Below are 24287 nucleotides of genomic sequence, written 5' to 3' on the forward strand. Positions count from 1 at the left end.
GCGACCGCGAACAACGGGGTTCGCGATCAGTGCGGCCGGCTGGGCACCGTGGACGGCTCGCGCCGGTGCAGCACCAGCGCGGTCACCGCGCCGGCCACCAGGCCCCAGAACGCCGGCCCGACGCCGAGGATCGTCGTGCCGGAGGCGGTCACCACGAAGGTGACCACGGCCGCCATCCGGTCCTGCGGCGGGCCCTGCGGCTCGCCGGCCGCGCCGGCCAGCGACGAGGCGAGGGCCGGGAGCAGTGCCAGCCCGGCGACCGCGATGATCAGTACGGGTGGGGAGAGCAGCACCAGCGCGGTGGCGATCCCGGCGCCGAGGCCGAGCGCGAGCTGGCCGAGTCCGAGCGCGACCGTGGCCGTCCAGCGCCGGGCCGGGTCGGGGTGGGCGTCCGGGCCGGCGGTCAGGGCCGCGGTGATCGCCGCGAGGTTCAGCGCGTGGCCGCCGAACGGTGCGGCCACCGCGGTCGCCACCCCACTGGCCAGCAGGGTGGGGCGCAGCGGGACGGCGTACCCATAGGTTTTCATCACCGCGATCCCGGGGACGTTCTGCGCCGCCATGGTCACGAGGAACAGTGGCAGGGCGAGGCTGACCAGGGCGGTCGCGTCGAACGCGGGCACTGTCAGAACGAGTTCGGGGCGCAGCGACGCCGCGCTGAGGTCGCCGTCGACGCCGTTCACGGCGATCGCCACGATCGCGGCGACCAGCGCGCCGGGCACCGCCCACGCCCGCGCGAAGCGCATCAGCACGAGCCAGGTCAGCACGACCGGGATGGCGAGCGCGGGCACGTCGACGACCGCGCGCACCGGGGCCGTGCACAGGCTGAGGATGACGCCGGCGAGCATGGCCGAGGCGATCGGGCGGGGGATCGCGTCGATGGCGCGGGCCAGCCAGGGCAGCAGCCCGGCCAGCGCGATGAGCACGCCGCAGACCAGGAACGCGCCGACCGCGGCCGGGAATCCGCCGGGGACCGTGCCGGTGGCGGCGAGCAGCGCCGCGCCCGGCGTGGACCAGGCCATGCTGATCGGCATCCGGTGCCGCAGGCTCAGGCCGATCGCGAGCACGGCGATGCCGGTGCAGAGCGCGAGCAGTCCGGAGGCGGCCTGGCCGGGGCTCGCGCCGGCGGCCCGCAGGCCGGCCAGGACCACGGCGAACGAGCTCGCGTAGCCGACGATCGCGCTGACCAGCCCGGCCAGAATCGGTTGGATCATGACAGCTCCCGTTCCGTATACGGAACACTCTAATGGATGCCACACTGATCACGTGAACGCGGATCAAGCCGGCGACGCCGGACGGGCGGTCGGCGAGCGGGTACGCCGGCTGCGCCTCGCCCAGGGCACCTCGCTGTCCGCGCTGGCCCGGGCCGCCGGCATCGGCAAGGCCACCCTGTCCGGCCTGGAACACGGCACCCGCAACGCCACCCTGGAGACCCTGCACGCGGTGGCCGGTGTCCTCGGCGTCCCGGTCACCACGCTGCTGCTGGAACCGGGCGCGCCGCCCGCGCAGATGGCCGGCGTACACGGCTCGGCCGTCACGCCGCGCCTGCTGGAGGTGTTCCACGAGCCGGGCGTGACGTTCGAACTGCTGACCCTGCACGTGCGGCCGGGCGTCCTGCAGCGCTCACCCCCTCACGCGCCGGGCGTGACCGAGCACCTCACCACCACCCGCGGCGTGCTGCGGGTCGGCCCCGCGGAGGCGCCGGTGATCGTGCCCACCGGCGAGCACCACTCCTGGCGGGCCGACACCCCTCATGTGTACGAGGCGATCGGCGCAGGCGAGGCCACCGCGGTCCTGCTGATCCGCTCCCCGTCCTGAGATCGGCCGGGTCGACCGGGTGCCGCCGCGGCCGGGCCGGGAACACGACTGACCACGATCTGACCACGCTCTGACCTGGCGAGTGAGCACCCCCACCACCGACCCTGGGCACTTCGGCACCACGGCCCGGAGGCGTCCCATGAGCTCACCGATGTCACCGCTGGCCGCCTGGACCACGAGCCTGGCGGCCACCGCGGCATCCACGTACGCATTGGACGCCTGCGCCGCGGCCGCCGGAGCCGCCCTCGTCGCTTCCGGGTTGCTGGCCGACCTCGGCCGTCAACTGTCACTGGCGATCCTGCTGGTCAGCTACACGGTCTGGGCGTTCGGGCTGCGCGCCAACCTGATGGCGAACGCCTCGCTGCTGACGGCGACCGGCACGAGCACCAACGTGCTGTCCAAACTGGCCCACGACCTCACCGGGAGCCGGCTGGCCGCGGCCGTCGCCTACACCGGCACCGAGATCGCCAAGGAGGTGCCGTACTACACGGCCGCGTTCGGCGCGGCCGCCGCGACCGACGCGATCACCACCGACGAGGCGCTCGTCTTCCTGGCCGGCGCGAACCTGGGCGCCGCGTTCTACGAGGTGGCGCTCGCCCGCCTCACCCGGGCCCTGCTGCGGCGACGGCACGCGTCGTTCGACACCGACTGGGTGCCGGCCGAGTACCTCACCGACTACTACCGCACCGTCGAGCCGGACGAGATCGCCACGATCGCCTTCCTCGTCGACGCGATGCGCCACGCCGAGCCCGGCCGGCCGATCCTGTACTTCGGCACCGGCCCCACCCTGCACCACGTGTTCGCCTGCGCCGAGACGGCGTCCGAGATCCACATGGGCGATTACCTGCCGGCGAACCTGGCCGAGATCCAGCGGTGGATCGACCGGGCGCCGGGCGCCCACGACTGGCGGCCGTTCGTCCGCTACACGCTGCAGTGCGAGGGCAATCCCCGCCCGACCGACGACGAGGTCACCGCACGTGAAGATCTCACCAGGGCGAAGATCACTTCAATGGTACGGGTGGACGCCCGCCACCCGCGTCCGGTGAATCGGAGCTACCCGACGGTCGTGAGCGCCTACTGCGCGGACTCGGCGACCGGCGACCGCGCCACCTGGGAACTGTTCATGCGGCACATCACCGGCCTGGTCGAGCCCGGCGGCCTCTTCCTCACCGCGGCGCTGCGCCGGTGCCGCGGCTACACGGTCGGCGGCAAGACCTTCCCCGGCGCCGACATCGACGAGCACCACCTCCGAGCGGCCCTGCGACCCGACTTCGAACCGCGCCACGAGCGGATCGACGTCATTCCGACGGCCCAGCACGGCTCCCACGGCTACGGCGCCATCCTGCTCTGCCGCGCCCGCCGCGAGCCGATATCCCATTGAAGATCGCCCGAGCCGCCGGCCGCCCGGCTCACCGACGCCTTCCTGAACCTCTTCTTCGGCCGCTCCCGGCACAGCCACCCCGCCGGCGCCGGCGTCGACGTCGAACAACTGGTGGATCTGTTCCTGTACGGCGCCCTCGGCAACCCGGGAGGCCCGCACTGATCGGGGATGTACTGCCGGTACACCCATCAGCGATGACTTCCTCGCACCGCGCATGTCCGTGTGTGCTGAAGGCATGACCACCTTGGATCAGACGCGGCGTCAGGCCCGGCTCGGCACCGCCCTGGTCGCTACGGTGATCTTCCTGACCGGGATCGCGCCGCTGGCCACCGACATGTATGTGCCGGCGTTCCCGAGCGTCGCCGCCGACCTGTCGGCGACGGCGACGCAGGTGCAGCTGACGCTGACCACGTTCTTCGTCGGGATGGCGCTCGGGCAGCTGATCGGCGGGCCGGTCTCCGACCAGCACGGCCGGCGCCGGCTGCTGCTGGCCGCGGTGATCGTGATGACGGTCGCGTCCGTGGTGTGCGCCCTGACACCGTCGATCGGGGTGATGACGGCGGCCCGGTTCGTGCAGGGCTTCGCCGGCGGCTGGGCCATGGTGATCGGCCGGGCCGTGATCGTCGACCTGGCGCGCGGCGCCCGGCTGGTCCGGGTGCTCAACGTGATCGCCGGGGTCGGCGGCATCGCGCCGATCGCCGGGCCGTTGCTCGGCGCGGTCATCCTGCAGCTGTCCGGCTGGCGGATGTCGTTCTGGGCGGTCGCGGCCCTGGGCGGGGCGATGGTGGTGGCGGTGCTGGTCGCCGTACCCGAGTCACTGCCGCCGCACCGGCGGCACGGCGGCGGCCTGCGCGCGTTCGCGGTCGCCGGGCGCCAGGCCCTCGCCCGGCGCCGCTACGTCGGGTACGTGCTGGTCAGCGGCTCGGGAATGGGGGCGATCTTCGCGTACGTGGCGACGTCGGCGTTCGTGCTCCAGTCGATGAACGGCCTGTCGCCGGTCGCGTACTCGGTCGACTTCGCCGCCAACGCGGCCGGCATGACCATCGCCGCCCTGGTCGCCGCCCGCCTCGCCGGGCGGGTCGCCACCCGCACGGTCATCCTGGTGGGGCAGGTCGCCGCGCTCGGCGCCGGGGTGGCGATGCTGATCGGCGCGCTCCGGTTCGGCACACCGCTGCCGCTGGTGATCGTCTGCTTCTTCGTGCTGATGACCGCGCAGGGGCTGATCGGCCCCAACGGCGGCGCGCTGGCGTCGGCGGAGGTGCCCGAGCACCCGGGCACCGGGTCGGCGGTGCTCGGGTTCGTCACCTGGGTGGCCGCGGGCGTCATCGCACCGATCGCGGGCCTCGGCGGGCAGGGCACCGCCGTACCCATGGCGCACTTGACGATCGTCTGCACGGTGCTGTCGATGGCCGGTCTGGCGCTGGCCCGCCCGGCCGGGACCGCGTCGAACTGACGGCTCATCGTCTTCTTGCCGACTGCCGGGACCGCTGCTGTCGACCGGCAGCCCGGACACCGGCACCGGACGGCTGTTCCACAGCTCCAGGCCGGCCTCGCCGTGCAGCCGAGCCGGGGGGAGGAGTTCGGCGCGTTCATCGCGATCGCCGCCGCGTAGCACCGGCCGGGGCTTGACCGTGTGGCGGGCACACGGTTTCTGATGGCGTCCATGGCTGCGAAACGGGTGCGGGCCGGCGACGGCCGCCCGCTCGAGAGATTCCGCTGGTGGCAGCTGCTCACCGGGCGCAAGCTCTTCTGGCTGCAGGTGAACGGGACGGTCTACGCCGTGGACGTGCGCGTCAACGGCGGGCAGGCGGGCGACGACGGGATGGTGCATCTGTACGTCGACGGCCGGCACGAGGCCCGGTCCCGGATGCCCGCCGCCATTCCCGTCGACGGCGGCGTCGTCGAGGTCGCGATGTCCTCGGTCGGCCTCAAACGCGCCCGTTACGTGACTGCCGGGGGCGATGTGTACGGGTTGATGCCCGATCCCGGGTCGGCGATCGGCCGGCGGCTGCGCTTCGACCGCGACCATCGGACGCTGAGCCGGTGGATCGCGGCCTTCTCGGTGGTGGCGCTCGTGGCCGGCGCCGGGCTCAACCTGGTGCAGCTGCTCGAGCCGATCCTGGGCGTCCCGCCGATCGTCGAGCGGTTCGGGCGCTTCGAGTCGCCGATCGACCTGCCCGTGTGGGTGAACGTGGCGCTCGGCGCCGCCGCCGCGGCCGGTGCCGTCGAACGTAGTCTGCGATTGCGCTACCACTGGCTGCTGGACGGCCTGGGCACCTGACCCGTCTTCGAGAGGATTTCGATGTGGAACCCGTGAACGAGCCGTGGCCGCGCCTGCGCGTCGCCGACTGGGCGGACACCCGCGACACGCTGCACATGTGGACGCAGATCGCCGGGAAGATCCGGATGGCCTACGCGCCGCCGGTCAACCATTGGTGGCACGTCACGCTCCACCTCACCGCCCGTGGCCTCGGCACGCCGGCGGTGCCGTACGCCGCTGGGGTCTTCGATCTTGAATTTGACTTCCTCGACCAGAGTCTGCGGGTGCGGACCAGCGGCGGCGGCCTCCGGGAGGTGGCCCTCGAACCGAAGCCGGTGGCCACCTTCTACGGCGAGACCCTGGAGGCGCTGGCGTCGCTCGGCATCGAGCCGCGAATCCACGCGGTGCCCAACGAGGTCGAGGTCGCGATCCCCTTCGCCGAGGATCAAGAGCATCATGTGTACGACGGGAAGTCCGCCCGGCTGTTCTGGCAGCAGCTGCTGCGGGCCGAGCGGGCCCTGGGGCGCTTCCGTTCCGAGTTCGTGGGGAAGGCCAGCCCCGTCCACTTCTTCTGGGGCGCCATGGACCTGGCCTACACCCGGTTCTCCGGCCGCGTCGCCCCGCCGCATCCGGGCGGCGCGCCGAACTGCCCGCCGGAGGTCATGCGCGAGGGCTATTCGCACGAGCTGGCGAGCTTCGGCTTCTGGCCCGGCGGCGGCGAGGAGGGCGCCTTCTATGCGTACGCCTATCCGGAGCCGCCGGGCTACGCCGAGCGCACGGCCGCCTGGTACGACACGACGCTGCGCGAATGCGTGCTGCCGTACGAGACGGTCGCCGGCGCGGCCGACCCGGACGCGGTGCTCACCGCGTTCCTGCGGTCGGCCTACGAGGCCGCCGCCGGGTCCTGGCCGGAATCCAGTCGCTGAAGGGCGAGAACGCTCGCCCGGGTGAGCACGTCGACCTGGGCCGGGTTGTAGACCGAGACGACGGCGTCGATGAACGTCTGCATGCCGGCGTGCTCGCTCGTCGACAGGCGCGCCCCCGGTTCCCGCAGCCACGGGTAGTCGGTCAGGTTCTGCGCGATGGCCGGGGCGAGCCGGTCGGCGAGGTCCTGCCGGGTGGCCTCGTCCGCGTCCGGCGGCAGCGCGTCCAGCTCCGCGTTGACCGGGTCGGTGTCGGCCTCCACCATGCGCCGCAGGTCCTTCATGGCGTCGTCGTCGTACAGCCGGCCGTAGATGTGCAGCAGCGAGGAGTCGGCCTCGGACAGGCGCGGCCCGACCGACTCGAAGCCCTCCGGGGTGTCGGCCGGCGCGCCGTCGCGCAGGATCGCGGCGATGTCGGCGCGGGCCTTGGTCAGCCGCTCGATCTCGGCCGCGAGCTCGGCGTCGACCTCGCGCAGCACCTCCGCGGGCACCTGCCCGTCCGCCATGGCCGCGCCGATGCGGGACAGCGGGACGCCGAGCGCCACGAGCCGCCGGATCCGCAGCAGGCAGACGAGATGCGCGACGCTGTACTGCTTGTACCCGTTGTACCGCCGGTCCGGCTCGGCGAGCAGCCCGAGCCGGTGGTAGTGCCGGACGGTGTTGACAGTGGTGCCGGCCAGTTCGGCGAGTTCCCGGGTGCTCCACGCCACGCCGGAAAATTAGCACGGTGACCAGCCTGGTCGCGGATCGGTCATGCTGACCGGATGTCGTTGACGTGGCTGGACGAGCCGACCGTGGAGGCGGTGCGCGCGGCGCTGCGCGTGGTGGCGCCGCATCTGGCCGGCGGCACGATCGTGCCGCGGGGGCTGGAGCCGAGCGACGATCCGCGGTGGTGCGCGGCCAGCGCCGTGGTCGACGGCCGGTTCGTCGCGAAGTTCGCCTGGGCCGAGCCGCCCGCGCGGCGGATCCGCCACCAGATACGGATGCTGGAGGTGCTGCGGACGGCGGCGCCGCGACTGCCGCTGCCGGTCGTCGTGGCAGCGTCCGGGAGTCCGGCGATGCTGGTCACGCAGCGGGCCGCGGCGACGCCGTTCTTCGACGTACGGCACGCGATCACGCCGGCGGCACGCCCGGCGGCCGCGGACGATCTCGCCGCGGTCCTGGCGGAGCTGCACGATCCCCGGGTGCTGGCGGCGGTGTCCGAGGCCGCGGGCCCGCTGCCCGGGCCGATGGAGCACGCCTCGACGGACACCCTCCGGGCCCGATTCGGGGCACTGATCCGTCCCGATCAGCGGGTCCTGGTGTCGTTCTGGTGCGACCGGGCCGACCGCGTCCTCGCGGCGCCCGGCCGGACCGTCCTGGTGCACGGCGACTTCCACGGCGACAACCACCTCTGGGATCGCGCGTCGTTGCGGCTGCGCCTGGTCGTCGACTGGGAGACCGCGGGCCCCGGCGAACCGGAGTTCGACCTGCGCTGCCTGCCCGGCGACTGCGGCATGGACCTGTTCACCGCGACGGTGGCCGCGTACGAGCGGATGTCCGGCACGACGCTGGACATGAACCGGATCATGGCGTGGCACCTGCGCACCGTCCTCGGCGACGCGCTGTGGCGGGCCGAGGCCGGGGTCGCGCTGCCGGACCACCGCACGCCGGCCCAGTGGGTCGACGATCTGGAAGCTCGATTCGCCGCCCTCGGTCTCGTCAGCGGCGCGGCTCCCAGCGGAACAGGCGCAGCGCGAGCACGACCGCCACGACGACCCAGCCGAGAGCCGCCGCCAGAAGGGGGAGCGCCTGCGTGATCGGCACGTCGCCGTTCCAGGAGCCGACGACCAGCTCGGCGGCCGAACCGCCGGGCAGCAGCCGCTTCAGCAGGGTCAGGTCCTCGGTGCCGGTGATCCCGACCCAGGTGGCGACGCCGATGGTGCCGAGGCTGACCGGCAGCGTGGTGACCTGCGCCTGCTCGGGGGAGCCGGTCAGGCCGGCGGTGGCCATCGCCAGGGCCAGCATCATCAGGAAGGCGGCCAGGATCGCCGCGATCAGCAGCACCACGTCCGCGGGGCCGCTGGTCACGGTCGCGAACACGCCGAGCACGACCACGACCTGGACCAGGGCCACCGCGCTGACCGGCAGCGTGAGCCCGGCCAGGATCGACGCGTCGCCGGCCGTGGTGGAGCGCAGCCGTTTGAGGAACAGGTCCTGGCGGCGGGCGGCCAGGGTGGACACCGCCGTCGTGTAGAGGCTGAACGCGCCGATGGTGAAGACGAGGGCGGCGGCGACGTACCCGGTGCTGCCGATTCCGGTGAACGTGTCGCGGCGGACGATGAAGAAGGCGCTGACCGCCAGTGGCATGAGGGTGGAGGTCAGCACGGCCCGGTTGCGGGAGATCTGAGCGAATTCGCTGGATGCGATGGTGAGCATGACGTCGCCTTTACCGTGTCGGATCGGTCTCGATGGCCCGGAACACGTCGTCGAGCCGGGTCGGTGCGGCGGAGAGATCCCGCAGCTCCACCTCGTGTGCGTCGGCCCAGTCGAGCAGCAGCTTGAGGTCGTTCTGCAGTTGAAAGGTCTTTATCGCGTACGAGGGACCGCCCGCCGCCGGGGCGCCGATCGGCGGGGCCGGAGCACCGGGGGAGAGCGCGAAGCTGATCGACGCGGGCAGCGTCCGGGTCAGCTCGGCCACGGTGCCCTGGTGGCGGAACGTCCCGCGGTGCATGAGCCCGACGCGGTCGGCGTACTGTTGCGCCTCCTCCAGATAGTGCGTGGTGAGCACCACCGTGGAACCGTCGGCGCGCAGGTCCTGCACGGCCTTCCACAGCGCGTCCCGGGACTGGATGTCCAGCCCCGTGGTCGGCTCGTCGAGGAAGATGAGCTCCGGCCGGCCGTAGACGGCGGTGGCGAAGTCGAGCCGCCGCTTCTCGCCACCGGACAGCTGCCCCACCCGGACGCCGGCCTTGCGGCGCAGGTCGACGACGTCGAGGACACGGTCGACGGAGTCCTCACGGCCGGACAGCCGGCCGATCAGCCGCACCGACTCGGCGACGGTGAGGTCGGCGGAGAACCCGCTCTCCTGCAGCATGATCCCCATCCGGGGCCGGACCGCCCGCCGGTCCGCCGGCTTCGCGCCGAAGACCCGGACGGTGCCGGACGACACCGGCCGGTGCCCCTCGACGGCCTCCAGGGTCGAGGTCTTGCCGGCGCCGTTGGTGCCGAGCAGGGCGTACAGCTCACCCTGCTCGACCCGGAAGCTCAGGTCGTCGACGGCCTGGAAATCCCCGTACGAGATGTTCAGACGGTCTACTTCGATGACGGTTGTCCCCATGCGCACCAGTGCAGACCGTGTTCAGGGAACAGAGTCAAGGGTCTATGGTGACGGCCGTGCCGTCATCCGGTGGCGCCACACCCAGATCGGAGGTGGGCCGGCCCATGTGGAGACGAATGTGGCGAGCGGCCGGCGCATGGCCCGGCTTCACCCCGCTGGCGCGCCGGGTGCGGGACGCCGGCTGAGCGGCCCCGGCGACGAGGTTCCGGAACGCGGGCTGCACGCATCGACCGTACGAAATATGGTGTTGAGGAATCGCCGGGTAACGCATCGAGGGGGAGATGCCGCCGTGCCAGCCTTTTCCGTACGCCTGAAAGCAGCGGCCATCGCCGCCGGGGTGGTCGTGGCGGGCGCCGTCGTGCCGTCACCCGCCTCCGGCACCGAGCGTGATCGCGGCTATGCGGCTCTGATCCGGCGGGCGTCCTACGGCGTTCCGCACATCACCGCGAGCAACTTCGCCGGCCTCGGGTTCGGGGTCGGATACGTGCAGGCCGAGGACAACATCTGCGTCATCGCCGAGCAGGTGGTGACCGTCAACGGGGAGCGGTCCCGATGGTTCGGGGCGGGCGACGCCGACGTACGCAGCGACCTTTTCTATCGGAAAGCGATCGACGACCGGGTCGCCGAGCGGCTCCTCGACGGCCGCCGCGACGGGGTGCGGTCGCCGTCCGACGACGTGCGCGACCAGATGCGCGGGTTCGTCGCCGGCTACAACCATTTCCTGCGGCGCACCGGCGTGCAGCGACTGACCGACCCGGCGTGCCGCGGCAAGGCGTGGGTGCGGCCGCTGACCGAGATGGACCTGTGGCGTACGTCGTGGGCCAGCATGGTCCGGGCCGGCTCGCTGGCGCTGCTCGACGGCATCGTGGCGGCGGCGCCACCGGGAGCGGCGGCGGAATCAGCGGTCGCCGGGCAGGTGGGAGACGGGCAGGTGGGAGACGGGCAGGCGGGAGGAAACGAAGCCGGGACGGGCGGCATCGGCAGCAACGCCTACGGCCTCGGCCGCAAGGCCACCACCAGCGGCGGCGGGATGGTGCTGGCCAACCCGCACTTCCCGTGGCAGGGCCCCGACCGCTTCTACCGGATGCACCTCAAGGTGCCGGGCCGCTACGACGTCGAGGGCGCCGCTCTGATCGGCGACCCGATCATCGAGATCGGGCACAACGGTACGGTCGCCTGGAGCCACACCGTCTCCACGGCGCGCCGGTTCGTCTGGAACCGGCTGGCCCTCGTGCCGGGCGACCCCACCTCGTACTACGTCGACGGCCGGGCCGAGAGGATGCGCGCCCGCACGGTCACGGTGCAGACCGGTGGCGGGCCGGTCAGCCGGACGTTCTACGACACCCGGTACGGCCCGGTGGTCGTGGTGCCGGGCAGCTTCGACTGGACGGCGGAGACCGCGTACGCCGTCACCGACGTCAACGCGAGCAACAACCGCTCGTTCGACGGATGGCTGCGGATGGGGCAGGCCGGGAACGTCCGCGAGCTCAAGGCGGTCCTCGACCGGTACCAGTTCCTGCCGTGGGTCAACGTGATCGCAGCGGACGCGCGCGGCGAGGCCCTCTACGGTGACCACTCGGTCGTGCCCCGGGTCACCGACGCCGTGGCGGCGGCCTGCATCCCGGCCGCGTTCCAGCCGCTCTACGCCTCCAGCGGCCAGGCGGTCCTGGACGGCTCCCGGTCGGCGTGCGCCCTCGGCAAGGACCCCGACGCCGCGGTGCCGGGCATCCTCGGCCCGGCGAACCTGCCGGTGCGGTTCCGCGACGACTACGTCACCAACTCCAACGACAGCCACTGGCTGGCCAGCCCGGCCGCGCCGCTGGAGGGCTTCGCGCGGATCCTCGGCACCGAGCGCACCCAGCGCAGCCTGCGTACCCGGCTCGGCCTCGACCAGATCGAGCAGCGCCTGGCCGGCACCGACGGCCTGCCCGGCAGGGGCTTCACGACCGCGCGGCTGTGGGACGTCACGTTCGGCAACCGGGTGCACGGCGCCGAGCTGGTCCGCGACGATCTGGTGGCGCTCTGCCGCCGGGAGCCGTCCGCGACCGCCTCGGACGGTGCGGCCGTCGACCTGACCGCGGCCTGCGCGGCGCTGTCCCGCTTCGACCTGCGCGTCGACCTGGACAGCCGCGGGGCGCACGTGTTCTCCGAGTTCGCCCTGGCCGGCGGCATCCGCTTCGCCGACGCGTTCGACGCCGACGACCCGGTGCACACCCCGCGCCGTCTCAACACCGAGGATCCTCGGGTACGGACCGCGCTCGCCGACGCCGTGCAGCGGCTCGACGGCATCCCCCTCGACGCCGAGCTGGGGGACATCCAGCAGGAGAAGGGCATTCCCATCCACGGCGGACGCGGCGAGGCGGGCGTCTTCAACGTGATCACCGCCCCGCTCGTGGCCGGCGTGGGCTACCCGCAGGTCGTACACGGCTCCTCGTTCGTCATGGCCGTGGAACTCGGCCGTCGTGGTCCGTCGGGAAGGCAGATCCTCACCTACTCGCAGTCGACGAACCCGAACTCGCCCTGGTACGCCGACCAGACGAAGCTCTACTCGCGGAAGGGCTGGGACACGATCAAGTACACCGAGGCACAGATCGCGGCCGACCCGAATCTGCGTACCTACCGGGTGGTGCAACGGGGTCGCTGACGGCGTCAGTGCGGGGGCCGTGTCGAGGCCCTCGCCGAGCCCGCCTTCACCACCCTGCTCGAGCAGGCCCGCCGCGCGAGCCGGCACGAGGACGCCTGGACCGGGGTCGAGGTCCTGCTGCGCGCCCTGCTGCTCGGCCGGCTGACCGACCCCGCGTTCGCCGAGGTGATCGCGACCGGCGCCGACCAGGACGCCGACGCCGGCCCCACCGACCGCCTCGAGCGATACCTCCAGGTCCTCCTCGACGGCATCCAGGCCGGCCGGGAGTAGCGCGGCAGACGTCTCAGCGCAGCTCGATGATGGCGTTGTCGCTGATGTAGTCGACGTCGGGGTCGGCGCGGAGTGCTTCCCGCTGCTCGTCGGTCAGGGTGCAGGCGAACCATCCGTCCAGCAGCGTGACGTCGGTCGCGCCGGCCCGCTCGGCCACCTGCCGGGGGTTCGCCCGATTGAGCACTCTCACGATGTATTCGCCCTCGACGTGTGGGTGGGCGCGGTGGTACGGCGCGAGCTCGGCGCGGGGGCCGGGTTCGCGCGCGGCCCTGGCCAGCTCCTCGAGCCGGGCGTACTTGGCCGCCACGTGCTCGGGTGGCCGGCCCAGCTCCGCGATCCGCGGGTTGCCGGTGAGGCCGTGCTCGTCGCGGCCCGCACTCAGGACCAGCAGCGCGTCCCGCGCCGACCAGGGCAGGTACGCGGCCGGATAGGTGGCGCGCAGCTGTTCCTGGTCGGCCGGGACGGGCCGGATCTCGACCCAGCCCCCGGCGGTGAGGTCGGTGAGCCGTGGCCGGAGGTGGCGGCCGTCCCGGACACGGTGATACCAGGTGGCGCCGGTGCGCAGCTGTACCTCGTACACGGGCTCGGTGGTCTCGGTCTTGTCGCGGTCGTCCCGGAGATGCAGGACGAACCGGAGATGGGCGGTCGGATCGGTCTCCGGGTCCTCGTCGAACCACGGGCGCGGCGGTCGATCGGGCTGCTCGGCGTCCGCGTCCGACGGCTCGGTGAGCGGGAGGGTGGCGTGGTAGGGCGTGGACTCGATCCGGGGTGGGGCCGAGCCGGTGGCGTCGACAACGGCCTGCACCCGGGCCAGCTTGGTGGTGATGTGCCCGGGCGGCCGGGCCAGATGATCGGCGATGTCCTCGGCGGACATGCCGTCCCGCGCCCACTGGTACGCCTCGCGGGCCTCGTGTGCGCCCCACTGCTCGTAGGCCCGCGGATGGGCGGCGCGCAGCCGGTGCCAGTCGGCGGGGAGCGGCCGGATGTCGATGCGACCCGCGACGACGCCGGCCAGCGGGAAGTCCCCGCCCGGCTGGATGAACACGGTGCGGCCGCAGATCGCCCACATGGCCGGCTGGTGGATCGGGCCGTCCGGCGTCTCGAGGTGCGCCAGGTAGGGGACGAACACCGTCGGGTCCGGCTCCGGGTCGTTGTCGACGAACCGCCACGGGTCCCGGGCGTCCAGCCACGGTCGTGATACCGGCATCGCTGTCCCTCCCGCCAAGAGGATTCCACGCCGGTGTCAGGTGCGGCCACCCAGATTCGCGACCTCGTCGGCGGACGGCTCCCGATCCGGTGCGGCGTCGCGGCCGCTGAGCGGCAGCAGTCCCCACATCACCAGGAAGAAACCGCCCGTCGTGCCGGTCAGGACGATCGCCGCGGTTCGCGGGAGCAGGAAATCGGTGACCAGCAGGACGGCCGCCACCATGGACAGCAGCAGGCAGGCCAGCCCGACGCCGGACGCGCGATGGGCGAACCGCACCATCTCCGGTTTCCGGCCGCGCCGGAACAGCATCCGATGGAACGCGACCGGCGCGATGAACGCGGCGGCAGCGCAGGCCGCGGTCAGCAACGCCGTCAGGTGCATGGTGCGCTGCACGGCGGTGAGCTCGTCGAATCGACTGGTGAAAGGCAACACCAGAAGAAAAGCGAACAGGATCTGTACGCCGTTCTGCGCGACCCTCATCTCCTGCAGCAGGTCGCCGAAGTTGCGTTCCCAGCGATGCTTCTCGGTCTCGTGCGGCATGCGTGGTCACCCTCCACCGCGATGGCCGGGCGGGCATGCCCCTTTCCCCGGGGCCGAAACACCCGGAGCCGAGAACATGCTCTCCTGCATCTTTCGAGCCGGCGGATGTGACAGTCGCGTGACAGCCGTAAAAAGAAAGGGGTGGCTGCGAACCACATTTCTGCTGGTGGATTCGGTGAAACAGCCCCGCTCGTCACCCTCGGGGAGTCCGCTGCGTGCCGTCCTGCCGGACTATCCTCTCGTAACTGTGTATCAGTGCACCCTTCTCCCCGGTGGCGTGTGATGGCCGGCGGCATCGAGCTCCTGCTGATCCAGGATGATCCCGCCGACGTGCTGCTGATGAGCGACGACTTCCTGACGAACAAGCTCACCAACCGTGTCCAGATCGCCTCCAACGCGGCGATCGCCCTGGCGTACCTGGCCGGGACCACGCCGTTCACCCGTCCCGGCCGCCCCGATCTGGTCCTTCTGGATCTGAATCTGCCCGGGCGTGACGGCCGTGTCGTGCTGCGGCGGATCCGTGCGGATCCCGCCACCGCGTCGGTCCCGGTGGTCCTGCTGGTCGACTCGCCGGCGGCGGAGGAGATTCTGCGCGCCGAGTTGCTGCCGGTCCAGGGGTACGTGGTCAAACCGGTCGACTTCGATCGGCTCGTGGCGGTCGTCCGGTCGCTGAACGACCTCGGCTTCCAGATCCTGCGGCATGATGGCGCGTCCCCGATCGGAGACGTGCGGTGATCGTCACCGGGTACGAGGAGCTCTGCCATGCACCCCTTCTCTGCTGACGACGACGGGTACGAGGAGGACCACCTCGGCGATGAGCTGCTCGCCGACCGGGTGGCCGCGACGTTGCGGAGCGATCCACGCATCCGCGGTCGCCGGATCGAGCTGGTCGTGCAGAACCGGGTGGTCATTCTGCTCGGCGACGTGGACACCGCGGAGGCCGGCGCGGCCGCCGGACGGGCGGCCTGGGGCGTTCCCGGGGTCTTCGACGTCTGCAACCGGCTCGGCGTCGCCGGCGGGAGCGGCCCGGCCTGGTGGGACGGAAGTCGCTAGCCGGTCGTCACGGCGGACGGCGGCCGGCGCTGTGCCAGAGTGTGCGCATGCGCGATGGCGAGCCGGACGATCAGCACTACGGCGAGGCGGAGGTCACCGATGCTCTGCTGGCGCTGAGCCGGGTGATGGTCGGCCTGTCCGCCCGTACGGTCGGCGCGCTCGGCGCCGACGTCACGTTGCCGCAGTTCCGGACGCTGATCCTGCTGGTCGGCCGGGGGCCGCTGCGCGCGGTGGACCTGGCCGAGGAACTCGACGTCACCCCCTCGACGGCGACGCGGATGTGCGACCGTCTCGTGCGCAAGGGCCTTGTCGCGCGGCACGAACGCCCGGCCGATCGGCGCTCCACCTGGGTGGCGCTGACCGCATCGGGTCGTGACCTCGTGGGCGAGGCGATGCGCCGGCGCCGGTCGATGATCGCCGACCTCGTCGCCGACCTCTCACTGACCCGGCCGGTGGCGTTCGCCGCCGTGGTCAACGCCCTGGTCGAGGCGGCCGGTGATGTTCCGGACGCGCAGTGGTGGCGTCGATGGGAACGCGCCGTCCCGGAGGCCGGTGACGTCTGACCGGCCGGCACCGTCGCCGGCGGCTTCGTGCTCCGGCGCGCAGCGGCGCGGCCGGGAAGCGCGGTTCCGCCGGCCCGGGACTAGGCTGCCGTCATGAGCAGCCGGGGTGCGATCCACGACGCGCAGCGATGGCGCCGCCTGGAGACGATCACGGACCCCGCACTCTCCCGGCTGGACGCCGCCGATCTCCTCGATGAGCTGCTGGAACGGGTCCGGACCGCGCTCGCCGCGGACACCGCCGTGGTGCTGCTGCTCGACCCTGATGCGGGTCAGCTGGTCGCCACCGCGTCCCGGGGCCTGGAGGAGGAGGTCCGGCAGGCTTTCCGGCTGGAGGTCGGTCGCGGCTTCGCCGGCCGGATCGCCCGCACCGGCGAGCCGGTGATCATCGCCGATGTGACGCACGCCGACGTCGTCAACCCGTTGCTGCTCAGCAAGGGGATCCGCTCGCTGCTCGGTGTGCCGATCCTCGCTGCCGGTGAGGTCGTCGGGGTGCTGCACGTCGGTACGCTGCGCCCGCGCTCGTTCACCGGAGAGGACACCGATCTTCTGCGGCGCGCCGCCGACCGCGCCGCTGCCGCGTGCCGGATCCGTGTCCGCGAACCGGATCAGACCGCGGCCCTGGCTCTGCAGCACAGTCTGTTGCCGCCGCAGCTCGCGGAGATCAACGGCCTGCAACTGGCGGCACGTTACGTACCGGGACACACGCTCGGCGTCGGCGGCGACTGGTACGACGTCTTTCCGCTGCCCTCCGGCGGGACCGGGGTGGTCATCGGCGACGTGTCCGGTCACGGTCTGGCGTCCGCGGTCGTGATGGGCCGCATCCGCAGCGCCCTACGCGCCTATGCCCTCACCACCGACGATCCGGCACAGGTGCTGGCGTCGCTGGACCGTAAGATCCAGCACTTCGAGGCGGGCGTCCTCACCACCGCCCTGTACGCGATGATCCCTGCCGAGGGGCAGTCGATCCGGATCTCCTCGGCCGGGCACCTGCCACCGGTGATCGCCCTGCCGGGCCGGCCCACGGCGTTGCTGGACCTGCCGGTCGACGCTCCGCTCGGTGTCGGCCGTCATCCCGGCCGGCGGCGCACGAGCACCGTCGAACTACCGGCCGGCGCGCTCCTGCTCTGCTACACCGATGGCCTCGTCGAGCGACGCCACCGGATCATCGACGTCGGTATCAAGGCGCTGGTCGACGTGGTCACCCCCGACCATCCCGAGGCCGTCTGCGCCACGGTGATGTCTCATGCGGGACTGGACCGGCCATCGGACGACATCGCGGTGCTCGCCCTGCGCCGGTAGCCGATCAGCCCGGCATCGCCGGCACTCCTTCGTCTGCCACCATGTCGACTGTGGATCACTACGGAAGTCTCCATCGCGCGGCAACCGGCGAGGGCATTCCCGCGGACGAGGTGGCGAGGTTCGCCGAGCTGCTCCGCTTCGCCGTCTGGGCGAACGAGAAGTACGAGGGCGAGATCGTGGCGCATCCCCGGGGCCTGCCGCCCGGGCAGTCCGACGATCTGCTCGTCGGCCGGGCCGGCGGATTGCCCGATCTGCCGGTCGGCATGCCGTGGCCCGCCGACGAGGAGGGCGTGCCGCTGCCGTTCGTCGCGTCCTTCGACTGTGCCGCCCTGCCCCGGGTCGAGGGTCTTCCGCTGCCGCCGGACGGCTCGCTGTTGATCTTCCTGCATCACGAGGAGGCCTACGACGCCGACGACCGCGACGAGGAGCAGCAGTTCGCGCGCGTCATCCACGTCCCGGCCGGCACCGGCACGGTGGCCGCGCCGCCGGAGGACTACCCCTCGCGGCCGTTCTGCACCGATCTCGGATTCATCGGCCCGGAGCGGGACCTCTTCGCCGTCGTGCACGCCGAACTCCCGGAGTGGGTGGGCAGGGACGAGGCGAAGCTGTCCCCGTTCCAGCAGCGGCTGGCGCGCGACCTGCCCCACCGCCGGGAGCTCTGCGCCGTGGTCGACCGGCTGTGGCCGGCGGGGAATTCCGCGACCTTCCAATTCGGTGGATACTCGTGGCACACGGGGGGTGTTTCCCGAGGCCATCTGTACGACGAACCGGAGCTCGCGATCGCCGAGAAGAACGTCCGGGGCGGCGACGTGGAGGAGGAGTTGCAGAGGGTGCGGCGCGAGTGGATCCCGCTCGTGCAGTTCGAGCCCAACGACGACGTGTATTACGGCCGCTTCCTGATCCGCGTCGAGGACCTCGCCGCCGGACGATTCGACCGAGCCGTCTCCTGGACCGAATTCACCGAGTGACGCCGTCACCGGGGGATACGGTACGCCGAACTGTGGTATCCCCCGACCATGGCGCGTGCTCTGATCACTGTCGGACACGGCGCGGCGGACCAGGCCAAATTGACGGCCCTGCTCCGCGGCGCCGGTGTCGCTCGCCTCGTGGACGTCCGGCGCTATCCCGGCAGCCGGGCACACCCGCACGTCAAGCGGGAGGCGATGAGCGAGTGGCTGCCGGCGGCCGGCATCTCCTACCGCTGGGACGAACGTCTGGGCGGCCGCCGGCGCCTGCCCGAGGAGGCCCCGGACCGGTGGTGGCAGGTCGCGTCGTTCCGTGCCTACGCGAGCCACATGCGCAGCCCGGAGTTCGCCGCGGCCGTCACCGACCTGATCGGCGACCTCGATGCGGGCACCACGGCGATCATGTGCAGCGAGAGCCTGTGGTGGCGTTGCCATCGCCGGTTGATCGCCGACTTCGTGACCGCTGTGCGCGGGCGTGCCGTCGTCCACCTGCTGCACGACGGCAGGCAGACCGCACACGCGCTCGCCGAGGGGGCCCGGCTCGCGGCCGGCGGCCTGCTCTACTACGACCGCGCCTGAGCCGGTGGGTCCGGGCGGGCCGCCGCCGTCCTGGCACACTGGCGGGCGTCACCCGGCGAAAGGACTATCGACGTGGCCCGTGTGGTACCGGCGGTCATCCGCGCGCTCGACATCCTCGAACTGTTCCTGGACCGGCCCGAGCTCTCGGCCCGTGAGGTGACCGAGCGGCTGGATCTGCCCCGGACCACCGTCCATGAGCTGCTGGTCACGCTGGTCGAGCGGGCATACCTGATCGTCGTCCCGGGCCAGCCGGTGCGGTACCGGCTCGGCATGCCGGTGTTCCAGCTGGGTTCGGCGTTCGCCGGGCGTCTCGATCTGGTCCGCGAGGCGCAGGGCGTCGCGCGGGAGGTGGCGGCCGCCTGTGACGAGGCGGTCCACGTGGCCGTGCTGGACGGCGCCGACGTCATCTACCTCGTCAAGGTGGACAGCACGCACCCGGTCCGGATGGTCTCGGCGGTGGGGCGCCGGCTGCCCGCGCACTGCACGGCGGTCGGCAAGATCCTGCTGGCCGGCCTCGACCGGGCGGGGCTGGACGCCGTCCTGGCGAAGGGCCCGCTGGCGGGCATGACACCGGCGAGCATCACCGACCCGGACCGGCTGCGGGCGCATCTCGAGCAGGTCCGCGCCGAGGGCGTGGCGGCCGACGTCGGCGAGTCGGACACCGCCATGCGCTGTGTCGCCGCGGCGGTCCGGGACCATTCCGGGGCGGTCGTCGCCGCGATGAGCGTGTCGGCGCCGATCATCCGCTGGACTCCGCAGTCGCCGCGGGAGTGGGCCGGGCTGGTACGCGAGGGCGCGGCCACGCTGTCGGCCCGGATGGGCTACCGCGCCGCGTAGCGGTCGTAGAGACATTGACACCTCTCACCGTTCTGTCCTAGCGTCGCGTCCACGCGGTTCGGTATATCGAATCATGTTCGAAATCTCGAACAGGGGAGTGGGTGGCCATGGAGAGACGCGACTTCTTGGGGATGGGCGCAGGGATGCTCGGCGCGGCCGGCCTGGCCGCGTGCGGCGGCGGCTCCGAGTCGCCGCCCACGGCCCCGGCGGAGGTGCCGAAGGACCTGCTCGACGCCGCCGCGGCGCTGAAGGGCTCCACCATGGGCATGCTGTCGCAGAAGCTGTACTCGACGGCTGCCAACGAGGCGCTCGACGCCTCGATCAGGAGATTCGCCGCGGCGACCGGGACCACGATCGAGAACAGCCTGGTCCAGGCCGACGCGGGCGACGTGGTCGCCAAGATCGACGCCGAGGTCAAGGGCGGCGTGGCCCGCGACCTGGCGTTCATGACCGACTCGCGGTTCATCGCGCAGTTCCACGCGCTGGGCGACCTGGAGGACGTCACCGAGACCGTCACGGCACTGACCGCGAAGTACGGCGAGCCCTGCGCCGAGGCGAAGAACTTCTGCGTCTTCGACGGCAGGTGGTACGCGATCCCGTACCACTTCATCGGCATCGGCTCGTTCCTGCGCCGGGACTGGATGCTGGAGTCAGGGATCACGCCGAAGGACGTCTACAGCTGGGAGGAGCTGCGCGACGTCTGCCTGGCGATCTCCGACCCCGGTAGGCGCCGCTACGGCTGGGGCATGACCGTCAACCGCTCCGGCGACGGCAACGGCATGATCGAGGCGCTGATCAACTCGTACGGCGGGGCGATCGCCTCCAACGACGGCCGGAAGGTCACCTTCGACTCCCCGGAGACGGTGCAGGCGGTCACCTTCCTCGGCGACATCTACACCAACCCCCAGTACAAGCCGATGCTGCCGCCGGGGGTGGACAGCTGGACGGACACCAGCAACAACGAGAATTGGCTGGCCGGGGTCCTGGGTTACACCCGCAACAGCTTCAGCGTCTACGCCGATTCCAAGACCAAGAAAAACCCGGTGTACGCGAACACGCACGTCTTCTCCGACTGCGTCGGCCCGGCCACCGACAAATCGCTGCTGCTCGGCCAGTCGCAGGGCTTCGTCGTGTTCAAGGGCGCCAAGAACGGCGCCCTCGCCCGGCTCCTCGCCCAGTACCTGATCACGGCGCCCGCGCTGGTCGGGGTGGCGACGGAGGCGCCCGGGCTGGCCATGCCCGCCTGGGAGAAGGTCTGGGACGCCGACCTGTTCTTCACCGGCGGCGACCCGGCGTTCCCGATGCTGCGCACCATGTCGCAGCAGCCGCTGCCGCTGAGGACCACGAACGGCCTGACCTTCCCGCAGAAGGCCAGCGCCGGGCAGCAGGCCGTCGTCGCGGCCTACGTCCTGACCGACATGATGCAGCAGGTCGTGCAGGGGGCGGCGCCCGCGCAGGCGGTCAAGGACGCCCACGCCAGGATGGTGCAGATCTTCGCCCAGCAGGGGCAGCCGCAGTGACGTCGCTGCGCACCGGGCCGGCCCCCGTCGTGACGGCGCAACCGCCGCCGGGGCCCGGCTCGCTCACCCCGGCCCAGCGGCGGCTGGGCCGGGACTGGCGGCTCGCGGCACTGTTCCTGACGCCCACCGCCGTCCTCGTCGGCGCCCTCGTGCTGGTGCCGATCGTCCAGTCGATCGTCACGAGCACCACCGAACGGCACGGCGCGGACAGCGTGTTCGTGGGCCTGGACAACTACCGTGCGCTCGCCGGGGACGAGCAGTTCCGCACCGGCGTGGTGAACTCGTTCGTCTTCACCACGTACGCCGAGGTTTTCAAGGTCGTGCTGGGCCTGGCGGCGGCACTGCTGCTGCACCGGATGCGCCGCGGGCGCGCCCTGCTCACCGGCCTGCTGCTGGTGCCGTGGGTGGTGCCGACGGTGGTCACGGCCTTCACCTGGCGCTCCCTGCTCGACCCGATCTTCGGCAGCGTCAACACGCTGCTCACCGGCTCCGGCGTCGGCCCGCTGCTGGCGAGCCTGCACCTGGTGGACGCCTGGCCCGCGGGCTGGCTGTCCGACCCGGCGCTGGCCATGCCGTCGGTGGTGCTGGTCAACGTCTGGAAGGGGATCCCCTTCTTCACCGTCTGCTTCCTCGCCGGGCTCAAGGCGATCCCGGCCGACCACTACGAGGCCGCCACCATCGACGGCGCCTCGCCCTGGCAGCAGTTCCGCCACGTCACCCTGCCCGGACTCCGGCACGTGATCACCGTGACGGTGACCCTGTCGTCGATCTGGACGTTCAACAACTTCGACCTGATCTGGCTGCTCACCCAGGGCGGTCCGGGCGACGTGACCGCGCCGTACGTGCTGGTCGCCTACTCCAAGGCGATCCTGCAACTGCAGTACGGGGCGGGCGCGGCCGTCACCCTGGTCATGCTGCCGATCATCGCCGGTCTGGTGTTCGTCCTGGTCCGGCAGCTGCGCCAGGACTCCGGCGGCCGGGGGTCGCGGTGGAAGTGGCTCCTTGCCGCGGTGGTCACCGGCCTGCTGTTCCGGGCGTCGCCGCAGATCTTCTGGCGGGCCGCGGTCGTCCTCGCGTTGATCCTGCTGATCGCCGCGGCGGTGGGCCGGGCGTCCACGTCCCCGGTGTTGTCGAAGGTCGCGTCCGGCCTCGCCCTGGCCGGCCTGCTGATCTTCACGCTCGGCCCGGTGTACTGGATCGCGGTCACCGCGTTCAAGTCGGAGAGTCAGGTCGTCATGCGCGGCAACGACCTGTGGCCGACACCGTGGACCCTGGAGCAGTTCGGCGCCCTCTTCACCAGCCAGCCGTTCGGCCGCTGGTACCTGAACACCCTGATGGTGTCGGCGGCGTCCACCACCGTGGCGCTGCTCTGCGCCGCCCTGGGCGGGTACGCACTGGCCCGGCTGCGGTTCCGCGGTGCGCAGGGCTTCACCGTGACGGTGCTGCTCACCTACGTGATGCCCGGCGCGCTGCTGTTCATCCCGCTCTACCAGCTGCTCATCGAGACCCGGCTCACCGACTCGCTGTGGTCGCTGGTGCTCACCTACCCGACGTTCACGCTGCCGTTCGCCACCTGGCTGCTGACCGGCTACTTCGCGTCGATCCCGGTCGACCTGGAGGAGGCGGCGCTGGTCGACGGCAGTACCCGCTTCCAGGCGTTCCGCCGCGTCGTGCTGCCGCTGGCCCGGCCGGGTCTGCTGGCGGTCGCGCTGTTCACGCTGACCAACGCCTGGAACGAGTTCCTCTTCGCCTTCGTGTTCCTCACCAAGGACGACTACAAGACCCTCCCGGTCGGGATGCAGTCGATGATCGCCGGAGACGTCGTGCCGCAGGGCCAGCTCGCCGCCGCGTCCCTGCTGGTCAGCATCCCCGTCGTGGTCATGTACGCGTTCGGGCAGCGCTTCCTCACCGAGGGACTCACCGCCGGCGCGGTGAAGGGGTGACCGGCGCGGCCGGCCGTGCCGTGACGACGTTGGACCAGGCGCCGGTGTCGTCGCCCTTGGCGGTCTGCAGCCGGTACTGGTATTCGCTGCCGTTGGTCAGCATCGCCGACGTCCACGGGTTGTAGGCCATGCTCAGCGGCAGGGTCAGCTTCTGCCAGTCCTCGCCCGCGGTGACGTTGCGGGTCCACACCCAGTACGCGGTGGCGCCGGGCGACTCGGTCCACCGCAGGATCGCCTCGCCGTCGCCGTCGGTCACGCTGAGCACCGGCGCGACCAGCGGCCCGACCGGCACCGGGGGCAGCGGCCGCGGATAGGCGCGGCCGACCCGGAATCGCGAGGCCAGGGCGTCCTGGAACGCGGCCGCGATCTTCAGTTCGCCCCGGGCGTTCGGATGCACGCCGTCGTAGGTGTCGTCGCCGGCCACGAAACCGTTCGCGGTGGCCGCCAGGGCGGCCGCACTCGTCCCGGAGACGATCGCGGCGATGCGTACGTTGAGATCGGCGACCTTCGCGGCGAACGCCGGATCGGTCGCGGCCCGGGCGGTGGGCAGCACCGAGCCGAGCACGATCCGGACCGTCGGCTTGGCCGAGCGGGCATTGGCGACGACGGCCCGCAACCCCGCCTCGGCGCCGGCCGGGTCGGTGAACCAGGCCAGGTCGTTGATGCCGAGCAGGATCAGCAGGTAGTCGGGGTCGGCGCCGCGGACCTCCCCGGCGATGGTGTCCTTCTCCTCGACGGCGGCCCGCCCCCAGGTGGCGTCGTGGTCCCGGTCGAAGTTCGGGTCGGCGTACCGGGTGTCGCCCTGCCGCTGAGCGACGTTGTCGAAGATCCAGTCGCGGGGCCCGACCATGTCGGCCGGGACGCCCTGCGCCACCAGGTTCCTGTAGAACCGGTAGCGCCAGGTGTAGTCGCCGGTGCTGCCCTGCGAGATTGAGTCACCCACCACCATGATCCGTGGCCCGGCGGCCGCACCGGCCGCCGTGCTTGCGGGCGCGACCAGGGCCGTCACCGTCAGAGCCAGAGCCAGAGCCAGAGCCAGTGCCGCGGCCGAGACCGCCATCCGCCGAACGCCGCCGCCCATGACGGTTCTCCCCGCAGTCGTATCGATTGACGCCGATCCTGCGAGGTGCGCGAGGGGAAGTCAACGTGCTGGCAGAAAAACCGGTTAA

General features: G+C 71.9%; 24 protein-coding genes. 17 read left to right on the forward strand and 7 right to left on the reverse strand.

Features of this window, described 5'->3' with window-relative positions; translation table 11 throughout:
• Positions 1-26 precede the first annotated feature (26 nt).
• Positions 27-1211 (reverse strand): benzoate/H(+) symporter BenE family transporter, encoded by a 1185-nt coding sequence (locus AB0G10_RS17140; protein ID WP_360921827.1) that lies wholly within the window; start codon positions 1209-1211, stop codon positions 27-29.
• Between the two features lie 52 nt (positions 1212-1263).
• Here AB0G10_RS17140 and AB0G10_RS17145 point away from each other — a divergent pair, with 52 nt between their 5' ends.
• The 6 genes from AB0G10_RS17145 (at position 1264) to AB0G10_RS17170 (ending at position 6382) form a co-directional block, all read left to right on the forward strand.
• Positions 1264-1815 carry an XRE family transcriptional regulator gene (locus AB0G10_RS17145; RefSeq protein ID WP_360921830.1) on the forward strand — a complete coding sequence of 184 codons (552 nt, stop codon included), beginning with the start codon at positions 1264-1266 and terminating at the stop codon, positions 1813-1815.
• A gap of 139 nt (positions 1816-1954) precedes the next feature.
• Complete coding sequence (gene gntF, locus AB0G10_RS17150) at positions 1955-3196, forward strand: guanitoxin biosynthesis pre-guanitoxin forming N-methyltransferase GntF (protein WP_360921833.1); 1242 nt, start codon at positions 1955-1957, stop codon at positions 3194-3196.
• Between the two features lie 235 nt (positions 3197-3431).
• Entirely contained in the window at positions 3432-4649 is a 1218-nt protein-coding gene (locus AB0G10_RS17155; RefSeq protein WP_360921836.1) for a multidrug effflux MFS transporter, read from the forward strand.
• 15 nt (positions 4650-4664) lie between these two features.
• Entirely contained in the window at positions 4665-4808 is a 144-nt protein-coding gene (locus tag AB0G10_RS17160) for a hypothetical protein (RefSeq protein ID WP_360921839.1), read from the forward strand.
• A gap of 51 nt (positions 4809-4859) precedes the next feature.
• Complete coding sequence (locus AB0G10_RS17165; protein ID WP_360921842.1) at positions 4860-5477, forward strand: hypothetical protein; 618 nt, start codon at positions 4860-4862, stop codon at positions 5475-5477.
• Between the two features lie 23 nt (positions 5478-5500).
• Complete coding sequence (locus AB0G10_RS17170) at positions 5501-6382, forward strand: DUF5996 family protein (RefSeq protein WP_360921844.1); 882 nt, start codon at positions 5501-5503, stop codon at positions 6380-6382.
• Here the strand turns inward: AB0G10_RS17170 and AB0G10_RS17175 are convergent.
• Complete coding sequence (locus tag AB0G10_RS17175; RefSeq protein WP_360921847.1) at positions 6340-7089, reverse strand: MerR family transcriptional regulator; 750 nt, start codon at positions 7087-7089, stop codon at positions 6340-6342. The two genes, AB0G10_RS17170 and AB0G10_RS17175, sit on opposite strands and share 43 nt — an antisense overlap.
• A gap of 54 nt (positions 7090-7143) precedes the next feature.
• On the opposite strand from AB0G10_RS17175, the gene AB0G10_RS17180 reads away from it, so the two are divergent.
• Complete coding sequence (locus AB0G10_RS17180; RefSeq protein ID WP_360921849.1) at positions 7144-8178, forward strand: aminoglycoside phosphotransferase family protein; 1035 nt, start codon at positions 7144-7146, stop codon at positions 8176-8178.
• On the opposite strand, the gene AB0G10_RS17185 is transcribed toward AB0G10_RS17180, so the two are convergent.
• Both AB0G10_RS17185 and AB0G10_RS17190 read right to left on the reverse strand, forming a co-directional pair.
• Positions 8081-8797, reverse strand: a complete 717-nt coding sequence (locus tag AB0G10_RS17185) for an ABC transporter permease (protein WP_360921851.1) — start codon at positions 8795-8797, stop codon at positions 8081-8083. The genes AB0G10_RS17180 and AB0G10_RS17185 overlap by 98 nt on opposite strands.
• Positions 8798-8807: 10 nt before the next feature.
• Positions 8808-9698, reverse strand: coding sequence for an ABC transporter ATP-binding protein (locus tag AB0G10_RS17190; RefSeq protein ID WP_360921854.1), 891 nt, complete (start codon positions 9696-9698; stop codon positions 8808-8810).
• Between the two features lie 289 nt (positions 9699-9987).
• Here AB0G10_RS17190 and AB0G10_RS17195 point away from each other — a divergent pair, with 289 nt between their 5' ends.
• Positions 9988-12342, forward strand: coding sequence for an acylase (locus AB0G10_RS17195; protein ID WP_360921857.1), 2355 nt, complete (start codon positions 9988-9990; stop codon positions 12340-12342).
• A gap of 283 nt (positions 12343-12625) precedes the next feature.
• Here AB0G10_RS17195 and AB0G10_RS17200 read toward each other — a convergent pair whose 3' ends face one another.
• Together AB0G10_RS17200 and AB0G10_RS17205 are read right to left on the reverse strand one after the other, a co-directional pair.
• Positions 12626-13819, reverse strand: a complete 1194-nt coding sequence (locus AB0G10_RS17200; RefSeq protein ID WP_360921859.1) for a hypothetical protein — start codon at positions 13817-13819, stop codon at positions 12626-12628.
• A 36-nt stretch (positions 13820-13855) separates the two neighbouring features.
• Complete coding sequence (locus AB0G10_RS17205) at positions 13856-14359, reverse strand: DUF6328 family protein (RefSeq protein WP_360921862.1); 504 nt, start codon at positions 14357-14359, stop codon at positions 13856-13858.
• 282 nt (positions 14360-14641) lie between these two features.
• On the opposite strand from AB0G10_RS17205, the gene AB0G10_RS17210 reads away from it, so the two are divergent.
• From AB0G10_RS17210 to AB0G10_RS17250, 9 genes are all read left to right on the forward strand, one after another.
• On the forward strand, positions 14642-15094 hold the full coding sequence (locus tag AB0G10_RS17210) for a response regulator (protein ID WP_360921865.1): 453 nt from the start codon (positions 14642-14644) through the stop codon (positions 15092-15094).
• 27 nt (positions 15095-15121) lie between these two features.
• Positions 15122-15412 carry a BON domain-containing protein gene (locus AB0G10_RS17215; RefSeq protein WP_360921868.1) on the forward strand — a complete coding sequence of 97 codons (291 nt, stop codon included), beginning with the start codon at positions 15122-15124 and terminating at the stop codon, positions 15410-15412.
• 47 nt (positions 15413-15459) lie between these two features.
• Positions 15460-15975, forward strand: a complete 516-nt coding sequence (locus AB0G10_RS17220; protein WP_360921872.1) for a MarR family transcriptional regulator — start codon at positions 15460-15462, stop codon at positions 15973-15975.
• Positions 15976-16068: 93 nt separating this feature from the next.
• The gene (locus AB0G10_RS17225; protein ID WP_360921875.1) at positions 16069-17274 is read left to right on the forward strand and encodes a GAF domain-containing SpoIIE family protein phosphatase; all 1206 of its coding nucleotides are present in this window, start codon (positions 16069-16071) and stop codon (positions 17272-17274) included.
• Positions 17275-17315: 41 nt separating this feature from the next.
• Entirely contained in the window at positions 17316-18242 is a 927-nt protein-coding gene (locus AB0G10_RS17230) for a YwqG family protein (RefSeq protein WP_360921877.1), read from the forward strand.
• 48 nt (positions 18243-18290) lie between these two features.
• Entirely contained in the window at positions 18291-18818 is a 528-nt protein-coding gene (locus tag AB0G10_RS17235; RefSeq protein ID WP_360921880.1) for a DUF488 domain-containing protein, read from the forward strand.
• A 72-nt stretch (positions 18819-18890) separates the two neighbouring features.
• Entirely contained in the window at positions 18891-19655 is a 765-nt protein-coding gene (locus AB0G10_RS17240) for an IclR family transcriptional regulator (protein ID WP_360921882.1), read from the forward strand.
• Positions 19656-19762: 107 nt separating this feature from the next.
• Complete coding sequence (locus AB0G10_RS17245) at positions 19763-21175, forward strand: extracellular solute-binding protein (protein ID WP_360921885.1); 1413 nt, start codon at positions 19763-19765, stop codon at positions 21173-21175.
• The gene (locus AB0G10_RS17250) at positions 21172-23118 is read left to right on the forward strand and encodes an ABC transporter permease subunit (RefSeq protein WP_360921888.1); all 1947 of its coding nucleotides are present in this window, start codon (positions 21172-21174) and stop codon (positions 23116-23118) included. Before AB0G10_RS17245 ends, AB0G10_RS17250 begins: the two co-directional genes overlap by 4 nt.
• Here AB0G10_RS17250 and AB0G10_RS17255 read toward each other — a convergent pair.
• Complete coding sequence (locus tag AB0G10_RS17255) at positions 23093-24199, reverse strand: GDSL-type esterase/lipase family protein (RefSeq protein ID WP_360921891.1); 1107 nt, start codon at positions 24197-24199, stop codon at positions 23093-23095. The two genes, AB0G10_RS17250 and AB0G10_RS17255, sit on opposite strands and share 26 nt — an antisense overlap.
• Between the last annotated feature and the right edge of the window lie 88 nt (positions 24200-24287).

This window comes from Actinoplanes sp. NPDC023714 (assembly GCF_040639855.1).
Lineage (GTDB): Bacteria > Actinomycetota > Actinomycetes > Mycobacteriales > Micromonosporaceae > Actinoplanes.

Bases quoted from the DNA above. Each gene is read 5' to 3' on its own strand.
- AB0G10_RS17155 (WP_360921836.1), top strand. From the start codon at position 3,432: ATGACCACCTTGGATCAGACGCGGCGTCAGGCCCGGCTCGGCACCGCC.
- AB0G10_RS17245 (WP_360921885.1), top strand. From the start codon at position 19,763: ATGGAGAGACGCGACTTCTTGGGGATGGGCGCAGGGATGCTCGGCGCG.
- AB0G10_RS17215 (WP_360921868.1), top strand. From the start codon at position 15,122: ATGCACCCCTTCTCTGCTGACGACGACGGGTACGAGGAGGACCACCTC.
- AB0G10_RS17185 (WP_360921851.1), bottom strand. From the start codon at position 8,797: ATGCTCACCATCGCATCCAGCGAATTCGCTCAGATCTCCCGCAACCGG.
- AB0G10_RS17140 (WP_360921827.1), bottom strand. From the start codon at position 1,211: ATGATCCAACCGATTCTGGCCGGGCTGGTCAGCGCGATCGTCGGCTAC.
- AB0G10_RS17200 (WP_360921859.1), bottom strand. From the start codon at position 13,819: ATGCCGGTATCACGACCGTGGCTGGACGCCCGGGACCCGTGGCGGTTC.
- AB0G10_RS17205 (WP_360921862.1), bottom strand. From the start codon at position 14,359: ATGCCGCACGAGACCGAGAAGCATCGCTGGGAACGCAACTTCGGCGAC.
- AB0G10_RS17255 (WP_360921891.1), bottom strand. From the start codon at position 24,199: ATGGGCGGCGGCGTTCGGCGGATGGCGGTCTCGGCCGCGGCACTGGCT.
- AB0G10_RS17235 (WP_360921880.1), top strand. From the start codon at position 18,291: ATGGCGCGTGCTCTGATCACTGTCGGACACGGCGCGGCGGACCAGGCC.
- gntF (WP_360921833.1), top strand. From the start codon at position 1,955: ATGAGCTCACCGATGTCACCGCTGGCCGCCTGGACCACGAGCCTGGCG.
- AB0G10_RS17165 (WP_360921842.1), top strand. From the start codon at position 4,860: ATGGCTGCGAAACGGGTGCGGGCCGGCGACGGCCGCCCGCTCGAGAGA.
- AB0G10_RS17190 (WP_360921854.1), bottom strand. From the start codon at position 9,698: ATGGGGACAACCGTCATCGAAGTAGACCGTCTGAACATCTCGTACGGG.
- AB0G10_RS17210 (WP_360921865.1), top strand. From the start codon at position 14,642: ATGGCCGGCGGCATCGAGCTCCTGCTGATCCAGGATGATCCCGCCGAC.
- AB0G10_RS17220 (WP_360921872.1), top strand. From the start codon at position 15,460: ATGCGCGATGGCGAGCCGGACGATCAGCACTACGGCGAGGCGGAGGTC.
- AB0G10_RS17225 (WP_360921875.1), top strand. From the start codon at position 16,069: ATGAGCAGCCGGGGTGCGATCCACGACGCGCAGCGATGGCGCCGCCTG.
- AB0G10_RS17230 (WP_360921877.1), top strand. From the start codon at position 17,316: ATGTCGACTGTGGATCACTACGGAAGTCTCCATCGCGCGGCAACCGGC.
- AB0G10_RS17180 (WP_360921849.1), top strand. From the start codon at position 7,144: ATGTCGTTGACGTGGCTGGACGAGCCGACCGTGGAGGCGGTGCGCGCG.